A 19,663-nucleotide genomic window follows, 5' to 3' on the forward strand; every position below is an offset into this window, starting at 1 on the left:
CGCGGCGCCCCAATGTCGCACGGAAGTGGCTCTATCGTACGTCACACCCCTGTGGTCAGGCGCGCGTCCGGCTCTCACCGTTCGACTTCCTCGGCGAACCCGATCGGTCAGCGAGATCAGACGTGAACGCGGGTGTCCGGCCGTGGTCAGCGGCCAACGCCTGAGCGCCGAGACAAATGCCGGCGATCACGAAGGGAATGGATACCTGAGCGGCAACCCAGAATAGGTCGAACTGCGCTTGCACGATGCGACTGCCGATCGCCGCGATGGCGAGCGTCCCAAATCTTGAGTCCACGCGCCACAACACGGCGAAGAAGCCGATCCCCATCACGATGAATCCGAGGAGTCCCACCACTCCCGCCGAGACGGCGACTTCAAGTTCCGCCTGTGGTGGCTGAAAGGCCGACGAGACATCCGTATACCAATAGCGAAGCCCATGCCCGAAGATAGGAGATTGCTTCCAGAACACGTAGACCTCGCGGAACCAGTCGAGGCGCTGATAGACCGAATTGAACTTGTTCTGCGACTGCACTTGGTCGACGACTGTTGTGGTGACCAGCCATGCCGCCGGGAGGAGGAGCAGGAGAGCCCAGCGCGACCTGCCGTGGACCCCCCTCCGGAACACGACGAAGATGATCGCGACCACAAGCCCGATCAGCGCCTGCCTGGACTGCGTCATGACAATGGCGGCGAGCAGAGTCCAGAACACAGGTGTTCTCACGCGCCTCGTCCAGCCGACCCAATCCGGGTTCACGAACACCGTGATCGCCATGAAAGCCATCACAGTGCCGGCGAAGTTCTTGTGCATCGGGACGGGCCACAATGGGTAGACCTCCGCGAAATCGCCGCTGGCGTACTGAAGCAGAGCCGTCGCGAGTGTGCCGACTGCGACCGCCAGCGCTCCCGCGATCATGAGGTTCAGCGCTATCCGCGCGTACCCTGCTCGCGCGAGGGACCACCCGACAACGAGCGCACCTGAGATCAGGAGCCAGGCGTGGAACCATTCGATCGTGTTCGCCGCGAATGGGTTGACGAAGACGGTGAAGAGCGTGGCGAACTGATAGACGAGGTTGAGAAGGAGCATCGCGCGCAGGGGGCGGCTGTACGGTCGGTGTCCGAGCAGCATCGCGGTTCCGAAGGCCGCCGCGAGCGCGACGTCCGAGGCGGACAGATCACCGCCGCCGAGACCCACGCGCCMCGAGATGAAGAGCACGGGCATCGCCATCAGTGCCACGGCCATCGGCCTCGAGAACGACAAGACCGTGCCGATGAGGAGCACACCGATGACGGCTGCCACCAGCACGCCGTTCTGCACCCCACGACTGAGCAGGAAGTAGGCGCCCAGCGCCGTGCCCGCGGCCATGAGGGTCCATCGCCACGCGTCTCCCCAGAAGTCGGCGAGACGGATCCGCATCATCTGCGCGCGCGCGCTCGTTCCCATGGACAGCGCTCCTCTCGCACAGATCGATCAATTATCGCAGGTGGGTTCACTGCGAACTGATAATCAATCCTTGGCCGACGAGTCGGTCGACGAAGTCGTCGACCGACTCGCGGATCTGCTCGGGATCCAGCCCCACGGCAGCCGCAACCCGATCTGCGGTTCCTTCGCGCGCACCGGTAGTCGCCTCCCGCCAGATTGTCGCAGCAGTTCCGGTAAGTACTGTGATAGGTCCTCGCGGCAGGACCGCGAGGTAGACCGCGTTAACGGTGTCCTGCACGGCGACACGTTCCGAGTTCCGATCGCTCATGTACGCGCCCTGTTCGCCCACGCCCACAGTTCCGCCACCGCCCGGCGCGGACGGCGAAGGAACTCGCGGACGACTTCTTCGCGGCTGGGCTCGCGTCCCAGCTCGATCCTGAGGTGCTCGGTATTTACGCGGGCCACGCGTGCGATGAGCCCGAATACCTCGCTCGGGGAAGTCGCAGCTCTCATACGTCCCCACCACTCCGCACTCCGGGATCCCCCCTCCGTAATTGCCTTCCAGAGCGCATACTCCGGTCTGTCGCGGTAGCTGTCGAGGTCGCCGGTCGCGGCGGCGAGGGCCACGCGGGCCCCAAGCTGGTCTGCTAGGCGAAGGCGGCGCTCACGATCGTCGGGCGACGCACGCTCCCATAGGTTCGTGACGTCGGCGCGTCGCGTGCCACCCTCGCGCGCCGCGTTCAAGAGCAGCAGTACCGCCTGGGCATCGGTCCCCGGGACCCGGCACGCCACCCCCACCTCGTCCATGGATCCGCTCTCGACACCGAGCAAGTCGAACGCGGATGCCGGGTCAAGCCGGATGCCCGGAAAGGCCCGGTGGAGGTCGAGGTACCCCCATGTGTCGTGCAGGTAGGTCTGCGCGTGCCCGAACGGTGATCCGTACGTGAAGGTGCTGTACGGCACCCATCCCTCACGACGGATCGCACGGTCCAGACGAGACACGTCGGCAGGCCGGACGAGGATGTCGACATCCGTGCCGGTCTGCATCGCGCGCAGCGACGGGTCGACGGCGTCCCCCTTGATGTGCAGCACATCAACCCCGAGGCGGTCTGCGACAACCTGCACCGCAGCACGACCGAAGCGGAGCCGCACGTCGAGCGGTACCGCCACTTCCTCCACCATGGCGCCAGCCTACCCACGGCGGATAAGCCGACCGACCCTACTGCAGCGCGCTGGTCAGCCGCGCGAGATTGTCGAGCACGGTGGAGCCGAGCCCCTGCCGCTCCCACTCCTCGCTCGTGAGTTCGCGGCTGAGGTTACGGTACTTCGCTTCCACCTCGCGCATCTGCGCGATGAAACCCTCGCCGCGCACCAGAAGCGTGATCTCCATGTTGAGACCGAACGAGCGCATGTCCATGTTGCTCGAGCCGATGATCGCCACCTCGTCGTCGATTGTCATCGACTTGCTGTGCAGAATGTACGGCCGCTTGTACATCCAGATCTTGACTCCCGCCCGCAGCAGAGCCTCGTAGTAGCTGCGCTGGGCGTGATAGACGATCGCCTGGTCGCCCTCCTCCGAGACGAAGAGCTCGACCTTGATCCCACGTTGGCAGGCGGTGGTGATGGCGAGGAGCAGTGCCTCGTCGGGCACGAAATAGGGGCTGACGATGATGATCTGGCGCTGCGCGGCATAGAGCAGTCCAGCGAACAGCTTGAGATTGTTCTGAAACTCAAACCCGGGGCCCGAAGGGATGATCTGGCAGTCGAGCTCCCCCGGCCCTGATCGCACGTCGAACAGGTCGATGTCGTCGGTGAGCACCTCATCGGTCTCGCTGTACCAGTCCGAGAGGAAGACGGCATTGATGGATGCCACGACCGGGCCTTCGATGCGCGCCATCAGGTCGACCCAGTGGAGGCCACGTTTGATGTTCTTCGGCAGGTTGTACGTCGAGTCGGTGACGTTCTGCGATCCGGTGAACGCGACCTGCCCGTCGACGACGAGGAGCTTGCGGTGGTTGCGCAGGTCGGGACGCTGGTATTTGCCTTTGAGCGGTTGCACGGGGAGCATCAGGTGCCACTGCGCACCCATCGCGTCCAGCCGCGTGAGGGTCTGCTTGTAGAAGGGCTTGCCGCGATTCGCCCAGTGATCCAGCAGCACCCGCACGGTCACACCACGTTGCGCGACCTCCTCGAGCGCGGCGAAGAAGTCTTCGGTCGAGGCATCCGCCTGCAGGATGTAGAACTCGACATGCACGTACCGCTCGGCCGTTCGGATGGCCTCCGCCATGGCGGCGAAGCTGCCCTCGTAGTCCGAGATGAGCTGCGCATCGTTGTCGCCCGCGAGCGGCATGGCGCCGAGATTTCGGTTGAGCGTGACCATCGCCGTGAACCACTCCGGAGCGTGTGGTCGGTGGGTGCCGAGGTCGAGGTGGGCGCTCGTGTCGTGGATGTAGTCGTTGATCTGCTCCTGCTTCTTACGCCGCTTGCGGGGCAGCCGCGGGTTTCCGATCAGCAGGAACAGGAACACCCCGATCAGGGGGATGAAGTAGATCGCCAGCAGCCAGGCCATCGCAGCCGTCGGGCGCCGATTGCGTGGCACGATGATGATCGCGAGGATGCGGATGATCAGGTCGACGAAGAAGACGAGGATCAGCCACCACGATGCGTCGAACGTGAGTGTGATCACCGCGGTCTTCCCCCGACTTCGCCCCGTGCGCGGACGGTGTGCCCAGCGTAGTCGCCCGTCCGACAGCCAGCGGAGGCGTGGGCGTGCGCGATCAGGGGTTGGGCTCGCTCGGTGTGGCCGGCGCGGCCGCAGGCAGTCCGCGCTTCGCCCGCTCTTCGGCCTCGATGCGCGAGTACGCGCGCCGCTCGACGCGATCCGCTCGGAGGATGCTGCGCAGCACGAAGAAGAAGATGACCGAGACGACAACGGTCGGCAGCAGCGACCAGAAGACGGCGACCCAGTAGTTCTCCACGTCTCCAGGATACGCGGCCCACCGGTCCTCCCCAGCGGGCCGATCGCGCAGGTCCCTCACAGCGCTCCGCCCCTCCCGCTGCAGCCGATCCGGCGCATTCAGGCTCGACGCATGACCACCATCGTGAAGGCCGCAGACGCGGCTCAATTCCTCGCCCTCGTTCCACGCATGCTCGGCTACCGCCCGACCCGCAGCATCATCCTCATCCCGTTCCACGGCTCCCGCAGCCTGGGTGCGATGCGCGTAGACCTGCCACAGTGCGTCGACGACGATACGGCCGACCGTTCCGCCGCCACACTCATCGGGATGGTCTGCCGCCTTCCCGACGCCGATGCCGTGGCTGCGGTCGTCTACACCGACGCTGCCTTCGACAACGGTCCCCCGCATGCCCGGCTCATCCGTGCGCTCGAACGCCGCGCCGACACGTGCGGCCTGCGGATGACCGACGCGCTGGTCGTCGCCGGCGACGCGTGGGGTTCCTACCTCGACCCGGACCTCCTGGCCTGCGGACGATCCCTTGAGCTGTTGGGCGATGAGCCCGCCGGGGCAGAGCACCTCGCGGTGGCCGACGGCGACCAGATCACGGGGTCGGAGCTTCCGGCCTGCGACTCCGTCGAACGCGAACGAGTGGGCCGCGCCCTGCGCGCGCTCGACGCTGCGGTCACGCTCGTCTGCGGGACGGATGCCGCATCCGGCCGCGCCCGTGGATATCAGGCGCCTTCGCCACAGCGAGACTCCTTCGGCCTGCCCCGACCGCGCGCGCGGTCGAAGGAGACGGCGGGCGCCGGGACCAAGGGCCGCCCTTCGGCCCCAGCAGAAGTCCCCGACTTCGAGACCTTCAGTCCGGATCCTTCCGAGGAGTCCGAGGAGCGCCGGATCGACCCCCTCGCCCTCGCTGCCGTATGCACTCTCGATGACCTGCCCGCTCTGTTCGAGGATGCGCTGCGTTGGGACGCGGACAACCTGCCCGCCTACGACGCCGCCACGATCATCTGGTGCCTCACCCGCCCCGCCCTGCGCGATATCGCGCTCATGGAGTGGTGCGGCGGACTCGCAGCCGGCGACGAAGCCTTCGACGCTCAGCTGCGATGGGAGTCGGGCGAGGAGTACCCGCCTCACCTCGCGATGCATATGTGGGGTGAAGGCGAGCGGCCACAGCCCGAGCGCCTCGAGAATGCCCTGGCCCTCGCCCGGCGGGCGGCGGCGGCTGCTCCGAGCGCGCTTCGGCCCGGTCCGCTCGCCACGTGCGCGTGGCTGGCATGGGCGCTCGGCCGCTCGACCCATGCGGAGCGCTACGCCGTTCAGGCGTGCGACCTCGAGCCCGAACACGGGCTCGCGGAGATCGTACGGTCGTTCGTGCACGCCGGGCATCTCCCCGACTGGGCGTTCCGCCCGCGGTGAGCCGTGGTCGGGCAGCAGGAGCTACTTGACCAGCGGGAAAAGGATGGTTTCGCGGATGCCGAGACCGGTGATCGCCATGAGCAGACGGTCGATGCCCATGCCCATGCCGCCCATGGGCGGCATGCCGTGCTCCATGGCCCGGAGGAACTCCTCGTCGATGCGCATCGCCTCGAGATCGCCACGGGCGGCGAGCTTCGCCTGCTCGACGAAGCGCTCGCGCTGGATGACAGGGTCGATGAGCTCGGAGTAGCCGGTCGCGAGTTCGAAGCCGCGGACGTACAGGTCCCACTTCTCGACCACGCCGGGGATCGTGCGGTGCTCACGCACGAGAGGGCTGGTGTCGAGCGGGAAGTCCATCACGAACGTCGGCCGGGTGAGGCCGCTCTTGACGTGGTGCTCCCACAGCTCCTCGACGAGCTTGCCGTGCGTCGCGTGCGGCGGGGCTTCCACCTCCGCCTCCGCGGCGAGCGCGAGCAGCTCGGCGAGCGAAGCCTCCGGCGTAACGGCGCGACCGATCGCCTCAGACAGCGACCCATACATCGAGAGGCGCTCCCACTGGCCGCCCAAGTCGTACTCGGTGCCATCCGCCCACGTGACGGTGGTCGATCCTGCCACGGCGATCGCTGCGTTCTGGATCAGCGCCTGGGTGAGGTCGGCGATGCCGTTGTAGTCGCTGTATGCCTCGTAGGCCTCGAGCATCGCGAACTCCGGGCTGTGCGTCGAGTCCGCGCCCTCGTTGCGGAAGTTGCGGTTGATCTCGAACACGCGCTCGAGCCCGCCGACGACGGCGCGCTTGAGGAACAGCTCCGGCGCGATCCTCAGGTAGAGGTCCGCGTCGAACGCGTTGGAGCGGGTGACGAACGGACGAGCGGTTGCACCGCCGTGCTGCACCTGCAGCATCGGGGTCTCGACTTCGAGGTAGCCGCGGTCGGTGAAGGTCTGCCGCAGGCTCGCGTTGACCTTGGCGCGGGCGACGACGGTGTCCCGTGCCCGGTCGCGCACGATGAGGTCGAGGAATCGGCTGCGCACGCGGCTCTCTTCGCTGAGCTCGGAGTACATGTTCGGCAGCGGCAGGATCGCCTTCGAGGCGATCTGCCACTCGGCGACCATGATCGAAAGTTCGCCACGACGGCTGGAGATGACCTCACCGTTGACGAAGACGTGATCGCCGAGGTCGACGAGTTCCTTCCACTCCTGGAGCGATGCCTCACCGACGCCGGCGAGCGACACCATCGCCTGGATACGGCTGCCGTCGCCAGCCTGCAAGGTCGCGAAGCAGAGCTTCCCGGTATTTCGACTGAAGACGACGCGCCCGGCCACGGCGGCCGTGAGGCCGGTCTCGGCACCGGCTTCGAGATCGAAGTGCTGTTTCCGTAGCGCCGGAATGGTGTCGGTGACCGGCACGGCCACTGGATAGGCGCCGCCTGAGGCATCCGTCCGCTGCGCGATCAATCGCTCCCGCTTGGCGAGGCGCACGGCCTTCTGCTCGAAGACGTCCTCTTCGGTCGGCTCAGGTGCAGTCGTGTCGGTCATTCGTGCGGGGCTCCTCGCAAAGTCGGCCCCAAGTCTATCGGCGCGCCGATAGACCGTTTCTGGCCCCCGGTCCGGCGCGTGTCCACGGACGATCTAGCGTTCGCCACCAGACCGTTACGCTGATGCGATGAACACGCCTTCACCGCGGGTCGTCGGTCGGGTCGTGGCGGTGTGCATCCCCATCTTGCTGCTGGTGACACTCGTCGCCTGGGCATTCGCGAGTACCGTCGGGTCAAGTCCGGATGACAACTTCCACCTGCCGTCGATCTGGTGCGGCCAAGGCCTCCGGGAGGGACTATGCGAGGAGTCAGGTGATCCGGCGACGCGCCTTGTGCCCGCCGCGCTGCTGGACGCGACCTGCTACGCCTACCACTCCGAGATCAGCGGTGCGTGCTGGGATTCCGCGGCGCAGGGTCTCGCTGAGGCAACCGTCCTCAACACCGACGGGTCCTACCCGCCGCTGTTCTACGCAGCGATGTCGATATTCGCGGGCCCGGACGTCCAGACGTCGGTGCTGCTCATGCGGATCGCCAATGCCGCACTGGCGGTTGGATTACTTACGGCCACGTATTTCGCACTCCCTCGGTTTCTACGAGCCGCACTGCTGGCTCCGACCTTGGTCGCTGTTGTACCGCTGGGCCTGTTCGTGGTTTCCTCGACCAATCCGTCATCGTGGGCGCTGGTTTCCGCCGCGATGGTCTGGGTGTGCTTGTACGGCGCGTTGCGAACCACGGGAAGACGCGAGCTCATGCTCTGCATCCTTGCCGTCGTCGGCGGTGTGATCGGAGCGGGCGCGCGCTCCGACGCAGCGGCGTTCGCCGGATTCGGAGTCGTTCTGGCCTTCATCCTCGGCGCCCGTCGAGGTCGAGCGCTGCTCTACCCGACCGTCGCAGGCACTTTGATCACGGTCATTGCCGTCGCCTTCTACCTATCCGGGGGTCAGGGGCGGGTCGTGATTACCGGACTCGGGACCGACGGGCCCCCGCTGACGACGGCAGACCACATCTCCAACCTGCTCGGCGTCCCGGGGCTCTGGATCGGTGTGTTCGGCACCGCGGGGCTTGGCTGGCTTGACACGATCATGCCCGTTGCCGTGCCAGTACTCGCGTTCGGCTCCTTCTGCGCGGCGGTGATCGTCGGCATGCGCCAGGTCGGATGGCGTCGCGGCGTTGCGCTCGGTGTTGTCGTCGCGGCGCTGTGGGCGGTGCCCTTCGTCAAGCTCGCGCAGACCGGCGTGCACGTCGCAGACAATCTCGTCCAGCCGCGCTATATCCTTCCGTTGCTGATCATCCTGCTCGGCGTGGCCTCGGCGACCGCGACCGCCCACACGGAATGGTCCGTCCCGCGTGTGGTCACTGTCGGATCGGCAGTGACCATCGCCGCCGCACTCGCGCTCCATGTCAACATTCGTCGATACACGACCGGTTCAGATCAACCCTCGATCGACCCGGGCGCCGAGGCTGAGTGGTGGTGGTCAGGCGTCCCGGCGCCCATGGTTATCTGGATTGTGGGATCGCTCTCGTTCGCCCTCGTCTTCGTCCTGCTGGCCGTGCTGCGGAGCGTCCACGACGAGGTCCCGGTTTCGACCCCCGCCCCGCCGCAAGAACCGACGATGGAACGGCTCGCATAAGGCGAGCTCGGCCGGCTCGCCAAGTGGCTGCCAGCGGATCAGATCGCGCACCGTGGCCGCGGCGCGGCGAACACCCGTGCCGCGCTCTCCTGCTCGGAGAAATGGCTCCACCCCTCGACGGGCACCGGCACGACGAGCGTCGCTGATGCGAGTTCGATCAGCTCGACGGCGGCCGCGGCATCCATCGTGTACGCCAGCGGGCAGGTGACCCGCCAGCGTGGCGGTGCTCAATGCCAGGGCGTGGGGCCGCGGCGCCCATCGCCGACCGGGAGGAACGTGGCCGGGTCGGCCACAGTCAGGTGTTCGAGGCGGATCCTGGTCTCGCCCATGAGCGATGACTGGCGGGCGGCGATGCACGCGTCGACTCCGCGATCGGCGTTGGAGGCGGCGGCCCTCGATCGTCAGCAGCCCGTCGAAGTAGATCGGAGCGTGATCCTGGCTCCGCCCGGTGCTGTTGCTCTTGCCTCGGCGATTCGGGCGCGCAGCCCCTCGATGGTGCTGATCATCCGTGGATCGTATCGGTGAGCCTGTCCCCGTCGGCGGACCCGGCGTCGGCGAGTGCGTGGTCCATCGTGGAGTGCACAAGCGCCGACAGGTGCGAGCCAGGGTGCGGCACCCCCGCCGAGCGCAGCAGCCCGGCAGCCTGCTGGACGATCGCCCGCGAGAAAGTCGTCGCTGTCGCGATTCCCTCGGCATAGGCCGCTCGGTCCTCCTCGGCGATGACGACGGGCTCGCAGCCGAGCTCGACCGCGAGCGCCTGCGCGATCGGCAGCACCGGACCTGGCGCGGTGACGGCCGCATAGGCGGTGGCCAGCACCCGCAGGTCCATCGAGGTGCCCGTGAAGACGATCGCCGGATGGACGGCCAGGGGGATCGCCCCGCGGGCGACCGCGGGCGTGAGCACGGTGGTGCCGTAGGCGGGGTCGGTGTGCAGCACGAGCTGGCCCGGCTGCCAGGCACCGACATCGGCGAGGCCCGCGACCAGGCCGGGGAGTTCGTCGTGCGGCACCGCGATGATCACCAGTTCGCTGCGGCGGGCGACCTCGACGGCATCGAGCACCGGCAGCCCGGGCAGCACGGCTTCGACCCGTTCGTCGTCCGACCCGCGCGTGATGCCGATCAGCGCGTGCCCGGAGCCGGCGAGTGCTGCGCCGATCACGGGCCCGACCCGTCCTGCCCCGATGATCCCGACGCCGAGCCTCCCGTCGCGCCTCATGACTGCTCCTCCTCCTCTGCCCAGCGGTGCGTGCGATCGACCGAAGCCGAGCGCACGGCGCCCGCCGAGGTCTCAGCGAACAAGCTCAGGGCTTCGTCCCGGTCAATGACCGACAGCGCGGCCGACACCGGTCCCGACACGGTGTGCGCCCGCGCCGAGGCGATCCGCAGCATCCGGTCGATCGGACCCTGCTCCAGGGCGACACTCTGCAGCCGCGCCAGCGGCAGGATCGCCAGCTGACGCCAGATCGCCCCGCGCCGCAGGAGCAGCATGTCCGGCGTCACCCGGAAGCCGTTGCGCCGCCACGACAGCGGCCGCAGGAACCATGCCCGCCGCGGGGAGTTCGTGAACGTGTCGCCCGCAGCCGGACGCAGTACGCCCTGCCGCACGATCAGCGGCCACTCTTCGGGCGGCACGTCCGGCAGCAGCAGCTCGAGCACGCGCTGCACATCAGCGAGCTTGCCCACCGGGAGCACCGTCGTGAACTGGTCGCGATTGGTATCGCTCAGGCTCTTGCCAGACAGCCGATTGATCCGGATGCTCCACCAACCCGCTGGGCGCCACAGGATCGACTGCGCCACCTCGACGGCATGCACCCGGCCTGGGGGCACGATCTCGGTGATCGTGGTCAGCAGGCCGAAGGTGATGCGCACGCCGTCGGGCGTCGGGGCGATCGAATAGCGCAGCGACCGCGCGATCGAGCGGACCCAGTAGGCGATGAAGCCGATCACCGCGGGCACCATGCCGATGAGCAGCCAGGGCGTGCCCTGGATCGAGCCGACCGCGATGGCACCGATGGCGAACAGCAGTCCGACCGTCCCAGGACTGATGATGTGGGATGCCACGAGTCGGACGATCGGGATCTGCACGACCGATTCCGGCACGGCGACGGGTGCCTCATCGCCCTCGATGAGCCCGGTCACACCCCGTGAGACCGCCTGGCCGAGCGCGCTCACCCGCGAACCCTGCGCCGCGGGATGAGCCGCGGCATCCGCGAGGCGTCGTCCCGAGGCGAGGCGCAGGATGTCGGCGCGGACGGCCTCGGCATTCGAGGTGGAGAGGTACTCCAGCCGGACATTGCCGTCAGTGCCCGCGCCGACCACCTCGAGTTTCGCCATGCCGAGCAGGCGCGCGACCATCGGACGGATCAGGTTGACCCCCTGCACCCGATCGAGCGGGGCACGGCGATGCGTGCGGAACAGGATGCCGCTGCACACCTCGACGGCGTCTCCAGTGATCCGCAGCGTGTGGAACCGCCACGACAGGTAGTAGACGGCCGTCAGCGCCAGCAGGACCGCCAGCACGGCGAGCGCTGCGACCAGGTAAAGGTTGTTCGCGATCACCCAGTCGACCGGGTCACCGCTCTCGAACCCCTCGAGCTCTCGGTCGATGTCCACGTCGGGGGCGAGCCAGGGGAGGAACAGCACGACCAGACGGTCGCGCAGGTTGGCGATGATGATGCCGGCCACGACGACGAGGAACAGCCCCCCGCGCAGCACCGGGGTCAGTGGGTGCAGCCGATGCCACTCGCCGTCGCTCAAGGGCGACCGCGCGAGCAGTGGTGGGGGCGGCGGGACGCGATCGGGTGCGCTGTCCGGCACCGCGTCCGCAGATGGCACGGCGTCAACCGGTGGCGGGCCGCCCTGGGTCGGGTCGCTCATAGGCCGGTCCGCCGGCTCTCGGCCACGGCGACGAGGTGATCGCGCAGCGTCTCGGCCGTGGTCTGCTTGAGGCCCGGAATGGTGACGCCGGTGCTGGCCGCCGCGGTGACGAACTTGAGCTGTGCGATGCCGAATCCGCGGTCGAGGGGGCCGTGGGTGATGTCGACGAGCTGCATGCGCCCGTAGGGGACGGCGACCATCCGCTGCCAGAGGATTCCCCGACGGAAGACGAGGTCGTCGTGCCGCAGCTGATAGCCGATCGCGCGCACCTGACGAGGGAGGATCGCGATGGTCCAGATCAGGATGACGCTGACGATCCCGCCGGGGATCAGCGCCCAGGTCTGGTGGAAGAAGAGAACAAGCACGAGCATGATGGCCACGACGACCGCGAGGCTGAGGCCAGACGAAATGAGCTGCACCCACAGGTAGCTGCGAGAGATCTGGTGCCAGACGCCCTGCTCGAGGGCGAGCCGGTGCGGCGACCGCGGCTCGATCAGCCGGTCGTAGGTGTTCGCGTCGAGTACGGCTTCGGTGTTCGCGTCGAGCACGGCTTCGGTGTTCGGGTCGAGCGCGGAGCCGACGGTCGCGTCGAGCGCGGCATCCGTCCCCTCGTCAGTGGGAGTGGACGTCGTATCCGGTCTCGGCGTCTCCGGGATGTTCGTCATCGTCGTCCTTCCGAATCGTGCACAGATGCTCGGCGACGAGGCCCGCGGTCATGAGCAGGACGCCGCAGACGATCGTCGCGATCACCGCTCCCCACGAGCCTATCGACGGTGTGACGGGGCGGGTGAGGAGGAAGAGGGCGAGGCCCCCCGCGAAACCGCCGAAACTCGCACCGACGATGGCCGAAGACTTGGCGAGCATCGCGATCCGCAACGCGCGGAACGGATTCACCGGCGAGCCGTCGGCGCCTCTGGTCGCGCGGCGGATCGGCAGCGCCAGCACGACGATGATGACGCCCAGCACGACCAGCAGGATCGGCAGCGTCACCGCTGGAGTGAAGGTCGGTCGCCCCGCTCCGGTGAGCAGCTGGTCGAGAAGAAAGCCCGCGGCCACGCCGATGCCCGCGGCGAGCACCAGGATGGCGGCGCCGGTGCGCTTCACGAACCCTCCCGGAGGCGCTCGAGGAGCGTGTCGACGCGGCCCGCGCCGGGAAGCTCGGCATCGGGGTCGATCAGGAGCCACGGCTCCAAAACGAAGCTGCGCTCGGCGGCCCGCGGATGCGGCAGGAGCAGCCCGGGATCGTCGCTGCGCACGTCCCCGTACGCGATGAGGTCGAGGTCGAGGGTGCGATCGCCCCACCGTTCCCGGCGCTCACGCCCGTGCCGCGCCTCGATGGCATGCAGGTAGGAAAGCAACACGGTGGGCGCCAGCCGGGTGGTGACGAGGGCGACGGCGTTCAGGTATGCCGGGGCCGAGGCATCCGGTCCATCCGGTCGCACGGCGACCGATTCGATGGCGGCCGATGCGCGGACGGCGTCGACCAGGGGCAGTCGACGCAGATCGGCGACCGCCTCATCCAGCACCGCGGCGCGATCGCCGAGGTTGGCGCCCAGGGCGACGACGGCTTCGACGGCAGGACGCTCGGACGCCTGGTCGGATCCGCGGAACCCTTCCGCGAGGCGACGGCTCACGAGGGCTCCCCCGCTTCGGCGGCACGTCGGATGGTCACCGAGACGTCCGCGAACGGCACGGTGATGGGCGCCTGCGGCTTGTGGATGGTCACGCTCACCATCCGGACATGATCCCAAGTCAGCAAGTCGTCGGCGATGCGCGCGGCGAGCTTCTCCAGAAGATGGACCGGGTCGTTCGAGACGAGGGCGACGATGCGCTCGGCGACCTCGCCATAGTGCACGGTGTCGGCGACATCGTCAGACGCCGCCGCCCGGGCAGTGCTGACGAAGAGGGTCACATCGACGACGAACTCCTGACCCTCGCGACGCTCCTCCTCGAAGACGCCGTGGTGGCCGAAAGCTCGAACACCCGTCAGGGTGATCTCGTCTAGGAAGTCCATCCAGCACCTTTCTCCCAGCTGCGGGCGACCCGCAGCGCGTCGACCGTCGCCGATACATCGTGCACCCGCACGGCCCATGCGCCGGCCTGCGCGGCCAGCACGCTCGTCACCGCTGTGGCGAAGTCACGCCGTTGGACGGATGCCTCCGCTCCGAGTGCATCGGCGAGGAAGCGCTTGCGGCTCGTGCCGACCATCATCCGCGGGCCGAGCCCGGCGATCCGGGGCAGCCCGCGAAGCACTGCCCAGTTCTGCGCGCCCTGCTTGCCGAAGCCGATGCCGGGGTCGACGATCACCCGGGAAGGCGCGATCCCGGCCGCCCCGGCGGCGTCGATCCGCGCCGACAGCTCCCGCAGCACTTCGAGCACGACATCGTCGTACTCCGCCTGCGCGTACATGGCGGAGGAGGGACCTCGCCAGTGCTGCAGCACGACATCCGCGCCTGTTGGCGCGATCGCCGCGAGCATGTCGGGGTCGGCCAGCCCGCCCGAGACGTCGTTGACGATCCGGGCGCCCGCCTCCACGGCGGCTAGGGCGGTGCTCGCATTCATGGTGTCGATGCTGAGGACGGCGCCGGCCTCGGCGAGCGCTCGAACCACGGGCAGCACGCGCTCTCGCTCGACGGAAGGGTCGATGCGCTGCGCGCCCGGCCGGGTGGACTCGCCCCCGATGTCCAGCAGGTCGGCACCCTGCGCACGAAGCGCCAGACCGCGCGCGATCGCGGCATCCGTGTCCAGGTAGAGCCCGCCGTCGCTGAATGAGTCGGGAGTGACGTTGACCACCCCCATCACGAGGCAGCTCATCCGCGCCGCGCGCTCACTCGCGACCCGCCAGGCGTGGCGGCCCGATCAGGGCGATGAGCTCGGCGCGCGCGGCCGGTTCGGCGAGCTCGCCGCGGGCGGCGATCGTGACGGTGGAGGCCTCGGGCTGACGCTCCCCCCGCATCGTGACGCAGCCGTGCGAAGCGTCGAGCACTACGAGCACCCCGCGGGTGTCGAGCGCCTCGGAGATGGTGTCGGCGATCTGCTCGCCGAGCCGCTCCTGCACCTGGGGTCGCGCGGACAGCACCTCGACGACCTTGGGGAGGGCGCCGAGACCCACCACCTGGTCGCCGGGCAGATACGCGATGTGCGCCCACCCACGGAACGGCAGCAGATGGTGCTCGCAGACAGACCGGAAGTGGATGTCGCGGAGCATGACCGCCCCGGACGGCGCAGTCTCCGGCGCCGGGCCGTGCGAGATCGAGATCGTGTGGGCGAGCGGAGCGGCAGGATCCTGCCCGACCCCGGCGAAGAACTCCGTGTAGGCGTCGGCCACGCGCGTGGGGGTCGCCTTGAGGCCCGGGCGCTCTGGATCCTCCCCGATCGCTTCGAGGAGCTCTCGCACGAGCGCGGCGACACGCTCACGGTCTACGGCCACAGGCCGAGCCTACGCGGTCGCGGGACGCGCCTGTCCGGTCGGCTGACGGCGGGGAGCCTTCTCCGGCACGGTCTGCTCGGCCTCGACCGAAACAGCCAGGCCCAGCTCGCTGCGGTGCGGCACATCGACGGGAGGGCGGGCCGAGACCGGTCGCCCCTCGCTGGACAGCCACTGCGGGCGCGGCGGCAGCTTCTGGACGTCGCTGAAGATCTCCGCGAGCTCGATGTGGTCGAGCGTCTCCTTCTCGAGCAGCGCCAGCGCGAGTCGATCGAGCACCTCACGGTTGGCGTTGATCACCTCGTAGGCCTCGTTGTGGGCCTGTTCGATCAGCGCGCGCACCTGTGCGTCGACCCGCTCCGCGACACGTTCGCTGAAGTCGCGGCCGTGACCCATGTCGCGGCCCATGAAGACCTCACCCGAGGAGGAGCCGAGCTTGACGGGTCCGACATCCATCGTCATGCCGTACTCGGTGACCATCTTGCGGGCGATGTTCGTCGCCTTCTCGATGTCGTTGCTGGCGCCGGTGGTGGGGTCGTGGAAGATGATCTCCTCAGCCACGCGGCCGCCCATCGCGTACGCGAGCTGGTCCTGCAGTTCGTTGCGGGTGATCGAGTACTTGTCGTCGAGCGGGAGCACCATCGTGTATCCGAGCGCCTTGCCGCGCGGCAGGATCGTGACCTTCGTGACGGGGTCGGTGTGGTTCATCGCCGCGGCCGCGAGCGCGTGCCCGCCCTCGTGGTACGCCGTGATGAGCTTCTCTTTGTCCTTCATCACGCGAGTGCGGCGCTGGGGGCCGGCGATCACGCGGTCGATGGCCTCGTCGAGGGCGCGGTTGTCGATCAGCTGCGCGTTGGAGCGAGCGGTCAGCAGCGCAGCCTCGTTGAGGACGTTCGCCAGGTCGGCGCCGGTGAAGCCGGGGGTCTTGCGGGCGACGACCTCGAGGTCGACGCCGTCCGCGAGCGGCTTGCCACGGCCGTGCACCTCGAGAATGCGGGTGCGGCCCTTGAGGTCGGGCGCATCGACGCCGATCTGGCGGTCGAAGCGACCCGGACGCAGCAGAGCGGGATCCAGGATGTCGGGGCGGTTGGTCGCCGCGATGACGATGACGTTCGCCTTCGGGTCGAATCCGTCCATTTCGACGAGCATCTGGTTGAGCGTCTGCTCGCGCTCGTCGTGCCCGCCGCCCATGCCGGCACCGCGGTGGCGGCCGACGGCGTCGATCTCGTCGATGAAGATGATCGCCGGAGCGCTCTCCTTCGCCTGGTTGAACAGGTCGCGCACGCGGCTCGCGCCGACGCCGACGAACATCTCGACGAAGTCGGAACCGGAGATCGAGTAGAACGGGACGCCCGCCTCACCGGCGACAGCGCGGGCGAGCAGGGTCTTGCCGGTTCCGGGAGGGCCGTACAGCAGGACGCCCTTCGGGATCCGCGCACCGACGGCCTGGAAGCGCGAGGGGTCCTTCAGGAAGTCCTTGATCTCCTGCATCTCCTCGATGGCCTCGTCGGAGCCGGCGACGTCCTCGAAGGTGACCGTCGGAGTCTCCTTGGTCACGAGCTTGGCGCGGGACTTGCCGAACTGCATGACCTTGCTGCCGCCGCCCTGGGCGGAAGACAGCAGGAACCAGAAGAGCAGGCCCAGCAGCAGGATCGGGAGGAAGAGCGAGATGAAGCCGTCGAACCAGCTCGCACGCGGAACGGCGTCGTCGAAGCCGTCCTTCGGGTCGGCCGCGGTGATCGCGGCGACCACCTCGTCGGCACGGGCCTCGATGTAGTAGAACTGCACCTCGGTCGCGCCCTCGTACGGCTCGGAGAGCGTCATGTCGACACGCTGATCGCCGTCGGTCGTCGTGACCTCGGTGACGGTTCCGCCGTCGAGCAGTTCGAGTCCCTGTTGGGTGGAGATCTGCTTGGCCCCGCCGAGGCTCGAAATCAGAGAGAAGCCCACGACGAGCAGGAACCCGATCATCAGCACGTAGAAGAGCGGATTGCGGGTGATCTTCTTGAGGTCCATGGTGCGGGCTGGGCCCGTTCCCTTTCGTCAGCCGACCCGCGGCAGGGTGGCGGAAGCCGCGCCGACGGGTGGATTCAGGGTATCGCGGGCAGGCTATGACGAATCTGTGCATTCGCCCATGGCGGAATCGATGCGCGCTGGGCGGGTGCGACGGAGCAGCGCGGTTCAGGAGTAGACGTGCGGTGCGAGCACCGCGACGTCGCGGAGATTCCGGTACTTCTCGGCGTAGTCGAGGCCGTACCCGATGACGAATTCGTTCGGGATGTCGAAGCCGATGTAGCGGCACTCCACGTGCACCTTCGCGGCATCCGGCTTGCGCAGCAGCGCGAACACCTCGACCGACGCAGCGCCACGGGACTCGAAATTCTCGAGCAGCCAGGACAGCGTGAGCCCGGAGTCGATGATGTCCTCGACGATGAGCACATGTCGGCCGTGGATGTCGGAGTCGAGGTCCTTGCGGATCTGCACCACACCGCTGGACTTGGTCCCGGTCCCGTACGACGACACCGCCATCCAGTCCATCTCCATCGCCGTGGGCAGCGCCCGGGCGAAGTCGGCCATCACCATGACGGCGCCCTTGAGGACGCCTACGAGCAGGAGATCCTTGCCGGCGTAGTCCGCGGCGACCTGCGCCGCGATCTCGTCGAGCTTGCTCCGGATCTGCTCCTCGGTGACGAGGACTTCGGTGATGTCGCTCTGGATCTCGGCCGCACGCATGAGGCGAGTCTAGGGGCGGACGCCTGGGAGCCTGGTGACGGAGCGACGTCGCTCAATGGTGCTTGCGCGTGATCGGCTTCAGTCGGGCGGCGGTCTCGTCCCAGAGTTGGGCGAAGGCCGCCGCGGCCTCCGTGCGCGGCGCGAACGCGGCGAGAGGTGCCCGCTCCGAACCCATGCGCTCGACGTGGATCGTGCTCGGCACCACGACCTCGGTCATCTCCTTCTCCGTGGTGGGAAGGTCGGCGATCGCCGCGCGATGTCCCGTCCTGCGCCGATCCGCCATGGAGATGAACCCGATGATCCTGGGCGGCTTCTTCTCCGAGCGCACGACATCGCGCACCTGCTGGAGGGAGCGCGCCGACAGCGGCGATGGCTGCAGCGGGAGCACGATGACATCCGCCGCGGTGATGACATTGTGAGCGAGCAGCGACTCCCCCGGCGGGCAGTCCAGGATGACGATGTCGTACTTGCGAGCGAGCGGCCCGAGCAGCAGCGCGAGGCGCTGGGTCGAGTGCTTGGTCTGGTCGAGTGCGAGCTCGAGGTCGCGGTAGCTGTCGTCGGCCGGCAGCACGTCGAGGTTCGCGTAGCCGGTGTCGCGCACGACCTGGCCGATCTTGGTCTTGCCCCGGATGAGCGCCTCGGCCCCGCCCTTCAGCTTGGGCCGAACGTCGAGCAGCCACGTCGACGCAGCCTGCGGGTCGAGGTCCCAGAGGAGCACGCGGTAGGACTTCGCTGCTTCCCAGGCGAGATTCACAGCGGTCGTCGTCTTGCCGACCCCGCCTTTGACGCTGTACACCGCGACGACCTTCACGGGCACACCCTAGTTCAGCCCTTCCGTCCGGGCGAGGACTAGAAGCAGCCGAGGCTCAGCCGGCGGCGGTGAAGAGGAGCCGCGCACCCGTTCGGCCGGCGCGGCAGCCCGGGAGATCGATCGGGCCCTGTCCGGTCCATTCCGTCACGAGGCGTGCGACTTCGAGCGTCTGCGCACGGGTGAGACTCGCCCCGAACTCCGCCGCCACGACATACCGGATGATGCGATGCCGCAGCGCGGCCGGATTGGCGGCCAGCGCCGGGACCGAGACCGAGATGCCTGCTTCGGCATGCTCGACGAGGTCTTCGATCGTCTCCTCGATCATCTCGTCGAACGCCGCCGCGTCTTCGCGCAGCTGCTCGGCGGTCCGGGCGAGCGCCTCGGCGATCCCCGGGCCCAGCTCCTCTTCCAGGACCGGCAGGACGCGACCGCGCACCCGCACGCGGGCAAATCGAGGGTCGGCGTTGTGCGGATCCATCCAGGGCGCGAGCCCCTCGGCTGCGCACGCGGTGCGAGTGGTTGCGCGCCGCACCCCGAGCAGCGGCCGGAGCAGGTCGACCCCCTCGACGAGCCGCGCGACGGGTGCCATGCCCTGCAGGCTCGCCGCACCGGACCCCCGCGCCAGCCCCAGCAGCACCGTCTCGGCCTGGTCGTCGAGCGTGTGGCCGGTCAGAACGGCGACCGCTGCGAGGGCGGATGCCTCGGCGGCGAGCGCCGCATACCGCGCGGTGCGGGCGGCGGCCTCGGGGCCGCCGCCCGCACCCACCTCGACCGGGGTGACACGCGCTTCGAGCCCGAGAGCCTGGGCCTGCGCGGATGCCGCCGCCGCGGCATCCGCCGATCCCTCCTGGAG

General features: G+C 68.4%; 21 protein-coding genes. 2 read left to right on the forward strand and 19 right to left on the reverse strand.

Annotated features, from left to right (window positions below):
- Positions 1 to 55 precede the first annotated feature (55 nt).
- From ACXJ3V_RS13535 to ACXJ3V_RS13555, 5 genes are all read right to left on the reverse strand, one after another.
- Positions 56 to 1,441, reverse strand: a complete 1,386-nt coding sequence (locus tag ACXJ3V_RS13535) for an O-antigen ligase family protein (protein WP_457100835.1) — start codon at positions 1,439 to 1,441, stop codon at positions 56 to 58.
- 46 nt (positions 1,442 to 1,487) lie between these two features.
- Positions 1,488 to 1,748 (reverse strand): PqqD family protein, encoded by a 261-nt coding sequence (locus tag ACXJ3V_RS13540; RefSeq protein ID WP_457100836.1) that lies wholly within the window; start codon positions 1,746 to 1,748, stop codon positions 1,488 to 1,490.
- Positions 1,745 to 2,602, reverse strand: a complete 858-nt coding sequence (locus tag ACXJ3V_RS13545; protein ID WP_457100837.1) for a nucleotidyltransferase family protein — start codon at positions 2,600 to 2,602, stop codon at positions 1,745 to 1,747. The genes ACXJ3V_RS13540 and ACXJ3V_RS13545 overlap by 4 nt, the downstream gene beginning before the upstream one ends.
- 37 nt (positions 2,603 to 2,639) lie before the next feature.
- The gene (cls, locus tag ACXJ3V_RS13550; protein ID WP_457100838.1) at positions 2,640 to 4,106 is read right to left on the reverse strand and encodes a cardiolipin synthase; all 1,467 of its coding nucleotides are present in this window, start codon (positions 4,104 to 4,106) and stop codon (positions 2,640 to 2,642) included.
- A 91-nt stretch (positions 4,107 to 4,197) separates the two neighbouring features.
- Positions 4,198 to 4,398 carry a hypothetical protein gene (locus tag ACXJ3V_RS13555; RefSeq protein WP_457100839.1) on the reverse strand — a complete coding sequence of 67 codons (201 nt, stop codon included), beginning with the start codon at positions 4,396 to 4,398 and terminating at the stop codon, positions 4,198 to 4,200.
- Positions 4,399 to 4,509: 111 nt separating this feature from the next.
- On the opposite strand from ACXJ3V_RS13555, the gene ACXJ3V_RS13560 reads away from it, so the two are divergent.
- The gene (locus ACXJ3V_RS13560; protein WP_457100840.1) at positions 4,510 to 5,799 is read left to right on the forward strand and encodes a DUF4192 family protein; all 1,290 of its coding nucleotides are present in this window, start codon (positions 4,510 to 4,512) and stop codon (positions 5,797 to 5,799) included.
- A gap of 21 nt (positions 5,800 to 5,820) precedes the next feature.
- Here ACXJ3V_RS13560 and lysS read toward each other — a convergent pair whose 3' ends face one another.
- Positions 5,821 to 7,332 carry a lysine--tRNA ligase gene (gene lysS / locus ACXJ3V_RS13565; RefSeq protein WP_457100841.1) on the reverse strand — a complete coding sequence of 504 codons (1,512 nt, stop codon included), beginning with the start codon at positions 7,330 to 7,332 and terminating at the stop codon, positions 5,821 to 5,823.
- Positions 7,333 to 7,459: 127 nt separating this feature from the next.
- Between lysS and ACXJ3V_RS13570 the strand changes: the two genes are divergently transcribed.
- Positions 7,460 to 8,962 (forward strand): DUF2142 domain-containing protein, encoded by a 1,503-nt coding sequence (locus ACXJ3V_RS13570; RefSeq protein ID WP_457100842.1) that lies wholly within the window; start codon positions 7,460 to 7,462, stop codon positions 8,960 to 8,962.
- Positions 8,963 to 9,000: 38 nt separating this feature from the next.
- On the opposite strand, the gene ACXJ3V_RS13575 is transcribed toward ACXJ3V_RS13570, so the two are convergent.
- From ACXJ3V_RS13575 to tilS, 13 genes are all read right to left on the reverse strand, one after another.
- The gene (locus tag ACXJ3V_RS13575; protein ID WP_457100843.1) at positions 9,001 to 9,147 is read right to left on the reverse strand and encodes a hypothetical protein; all 147 of its coding nucleotides are present in this window, start codon (positions 9,145 to 9,147) and stop codon (positions 9,001 to 9,003) included.
- A 317-nt stretch (positions 9,148 to 9,464) separates the two neighbouring features.
- Positions 9,465 to 10,178: a DUF2520 domain-containing protein gene (locus tag ACXJ3V_RS13580; protein ID WP_457100844.1), complete on the reverse strand. Its 714-nt coding sequence runs from the start codon at positions 10,176 to 10,178 to the stop codon at positions 9,465 to 9,467.
- Positions 10,175 to 11,839 (reverse strand): PH domain-containing protein, encoded by a 1,665-nt coding sequence (locus ACXJ3V_RS13585; protein ID WP_457100845.1) that lies wholly within the window; start codon positions 11,837 to 11,839, stop codon positions 10,175 to 10,177. Before ACXJ3V_RS13585 ends, ACXJ3V_RS13580 begins: the two co-directional genes overlap by 4 nt.
- Positions 11,836 to 12,387, reverse strand: coding sequence for a PH domain-containing protein (locus ACXJ3V_RS13590; RefSeq protein ID WP_457100860.1), 552 nt, complete (start codon positions 12,385 to 12,387; stop codon positions 11,836 to 11,838). The genes ACXJ3V_RS13585 and ACXJ3V_RS13590 overlap by 4 nt, the downstream gene beginning before the upstream one ends.
- Before the next feature lie 64 nt (positions 12,388 to 12,451).
- Positions 12,452 to 12,943: a DUF3180 domain-containing protein gene (locus tag ACXJ3V_RS13595; RefSeq protein ID WP_457100846.1), complete on the reverse strand. Its 492-nt coding sequence runs from the start codon at positions 12,941 to 12,943 to the stop codon at positions 12,452 to 12,454.
- Positions 12,940 to 13,473, reverse strand: a complete 534-nt coding sequence (gene folK, locus ACXJ3V_RS13600) for a 2-amino-4-hydroxy-6-hydroxymethyldihydropteridine diphosphokinase (protein WP_457100847.1) — start codon at positions 13,471 to 13,473, stop codon at positions 12,940 to 12,942. Before folK ends, ACXJ3V_RS13595 begins: the two co-directional genes overlap by 4 nt.
- Complete coding sequence (gene folB, locus ACXJ3V_RS13605; RefSeq protein WP_457100848.1) at positions 13,470 to 13,853, reverse strand: dihydroneopterin aldolase; 384 nt, start codon at positions 13,851 to 13,853, stop codon at positions 13,470 to 13,472. The genes folK and folB overlap by 4 nt, the downstream gene beginning before the upstream one ends.
- Positions 13,841 to 14,638 carry a dihydropteroate synthase gene (folP, locus tag ACXJ3V_RS13610; protein WP_457100861.1) on the reverse strand — a complete coding sequence of 266 codons (798 nt, stop codon included), beginning with the start codon at positions 14,636 to 14,638 and terminating at the stop codon, positions 13,841 to 13,843. The genes folB and folP overlap by 13 nt, the downstream gene beginning before the upstream one ends.
- A 28-nt stretch (positions 14,639 to 14,666) precedes the next feature.
- Complete coding sequence (gene folE, locus ACXJ3V_RS13615) at positions 14,667 to 15,269, reverse strand: GTP cyclohydrolase I (RefSeq protein ID WP_457100849.1); 603 nt, start codon at positions 15,267 to 15,269, stop codon at positions 14,667 to 14,669.
- Positions 15,270 to 15,278: 9 nt separating this feature from the next.
- Complete coding sequence (gene ftsH / locus ACXJ3V_RS13620; RefSeq protein WP_457100850.1) at positions 15,279 to 17,282, reverse strand: ATP-dependent zinc metalloprotease FtsH; 2,004 nt, start codon at positions 17,280 to 17,282, stop codon at positions 15,279 to 15,281.
- A gap of 165 nt (positions 17,283 to 17,447) precedes the next feature.
- Positions 17,448 to 17,999: a hypoxanthine phosphoribosyltransferase gene (gene hpt / locus ACXJ3V_RS13625; RefSeq protein WP_457100851.1), complete on the reverse strand. Its 552-nt coding sequence runs from the start codon at positions 17,997 to 17,999 to the stop codon at positions 17,448 to 17,450.
- Between the two features lie 52 nt (positions 18,000 to 18,051).
- Complete coding sequence (locus tag ACXJ3V_RS13630; RefSeq protein WP_457100852.1) at positions 18,052 to 18,810, reverse strand: ParA family protein; 759 nt, start codon at positions 18,808 to 18,810, stop codon at positions 18,052 to 18,054.
- Between the two features lie 55 nt (positions 18,811 to 18,865).
- The coding region (gene tilS, locus ACXJ3V_RS13635) for a tRNA lysidine(34) synthetase TilS (protein WP_457100853.1) at positions 18,866 to 19,663 on the reverse strand (798 nt) is incomplete at its 5' end.

It is taken from the genome of Microbacterium sp. P5_E9 (assembly GCF_054049175.1).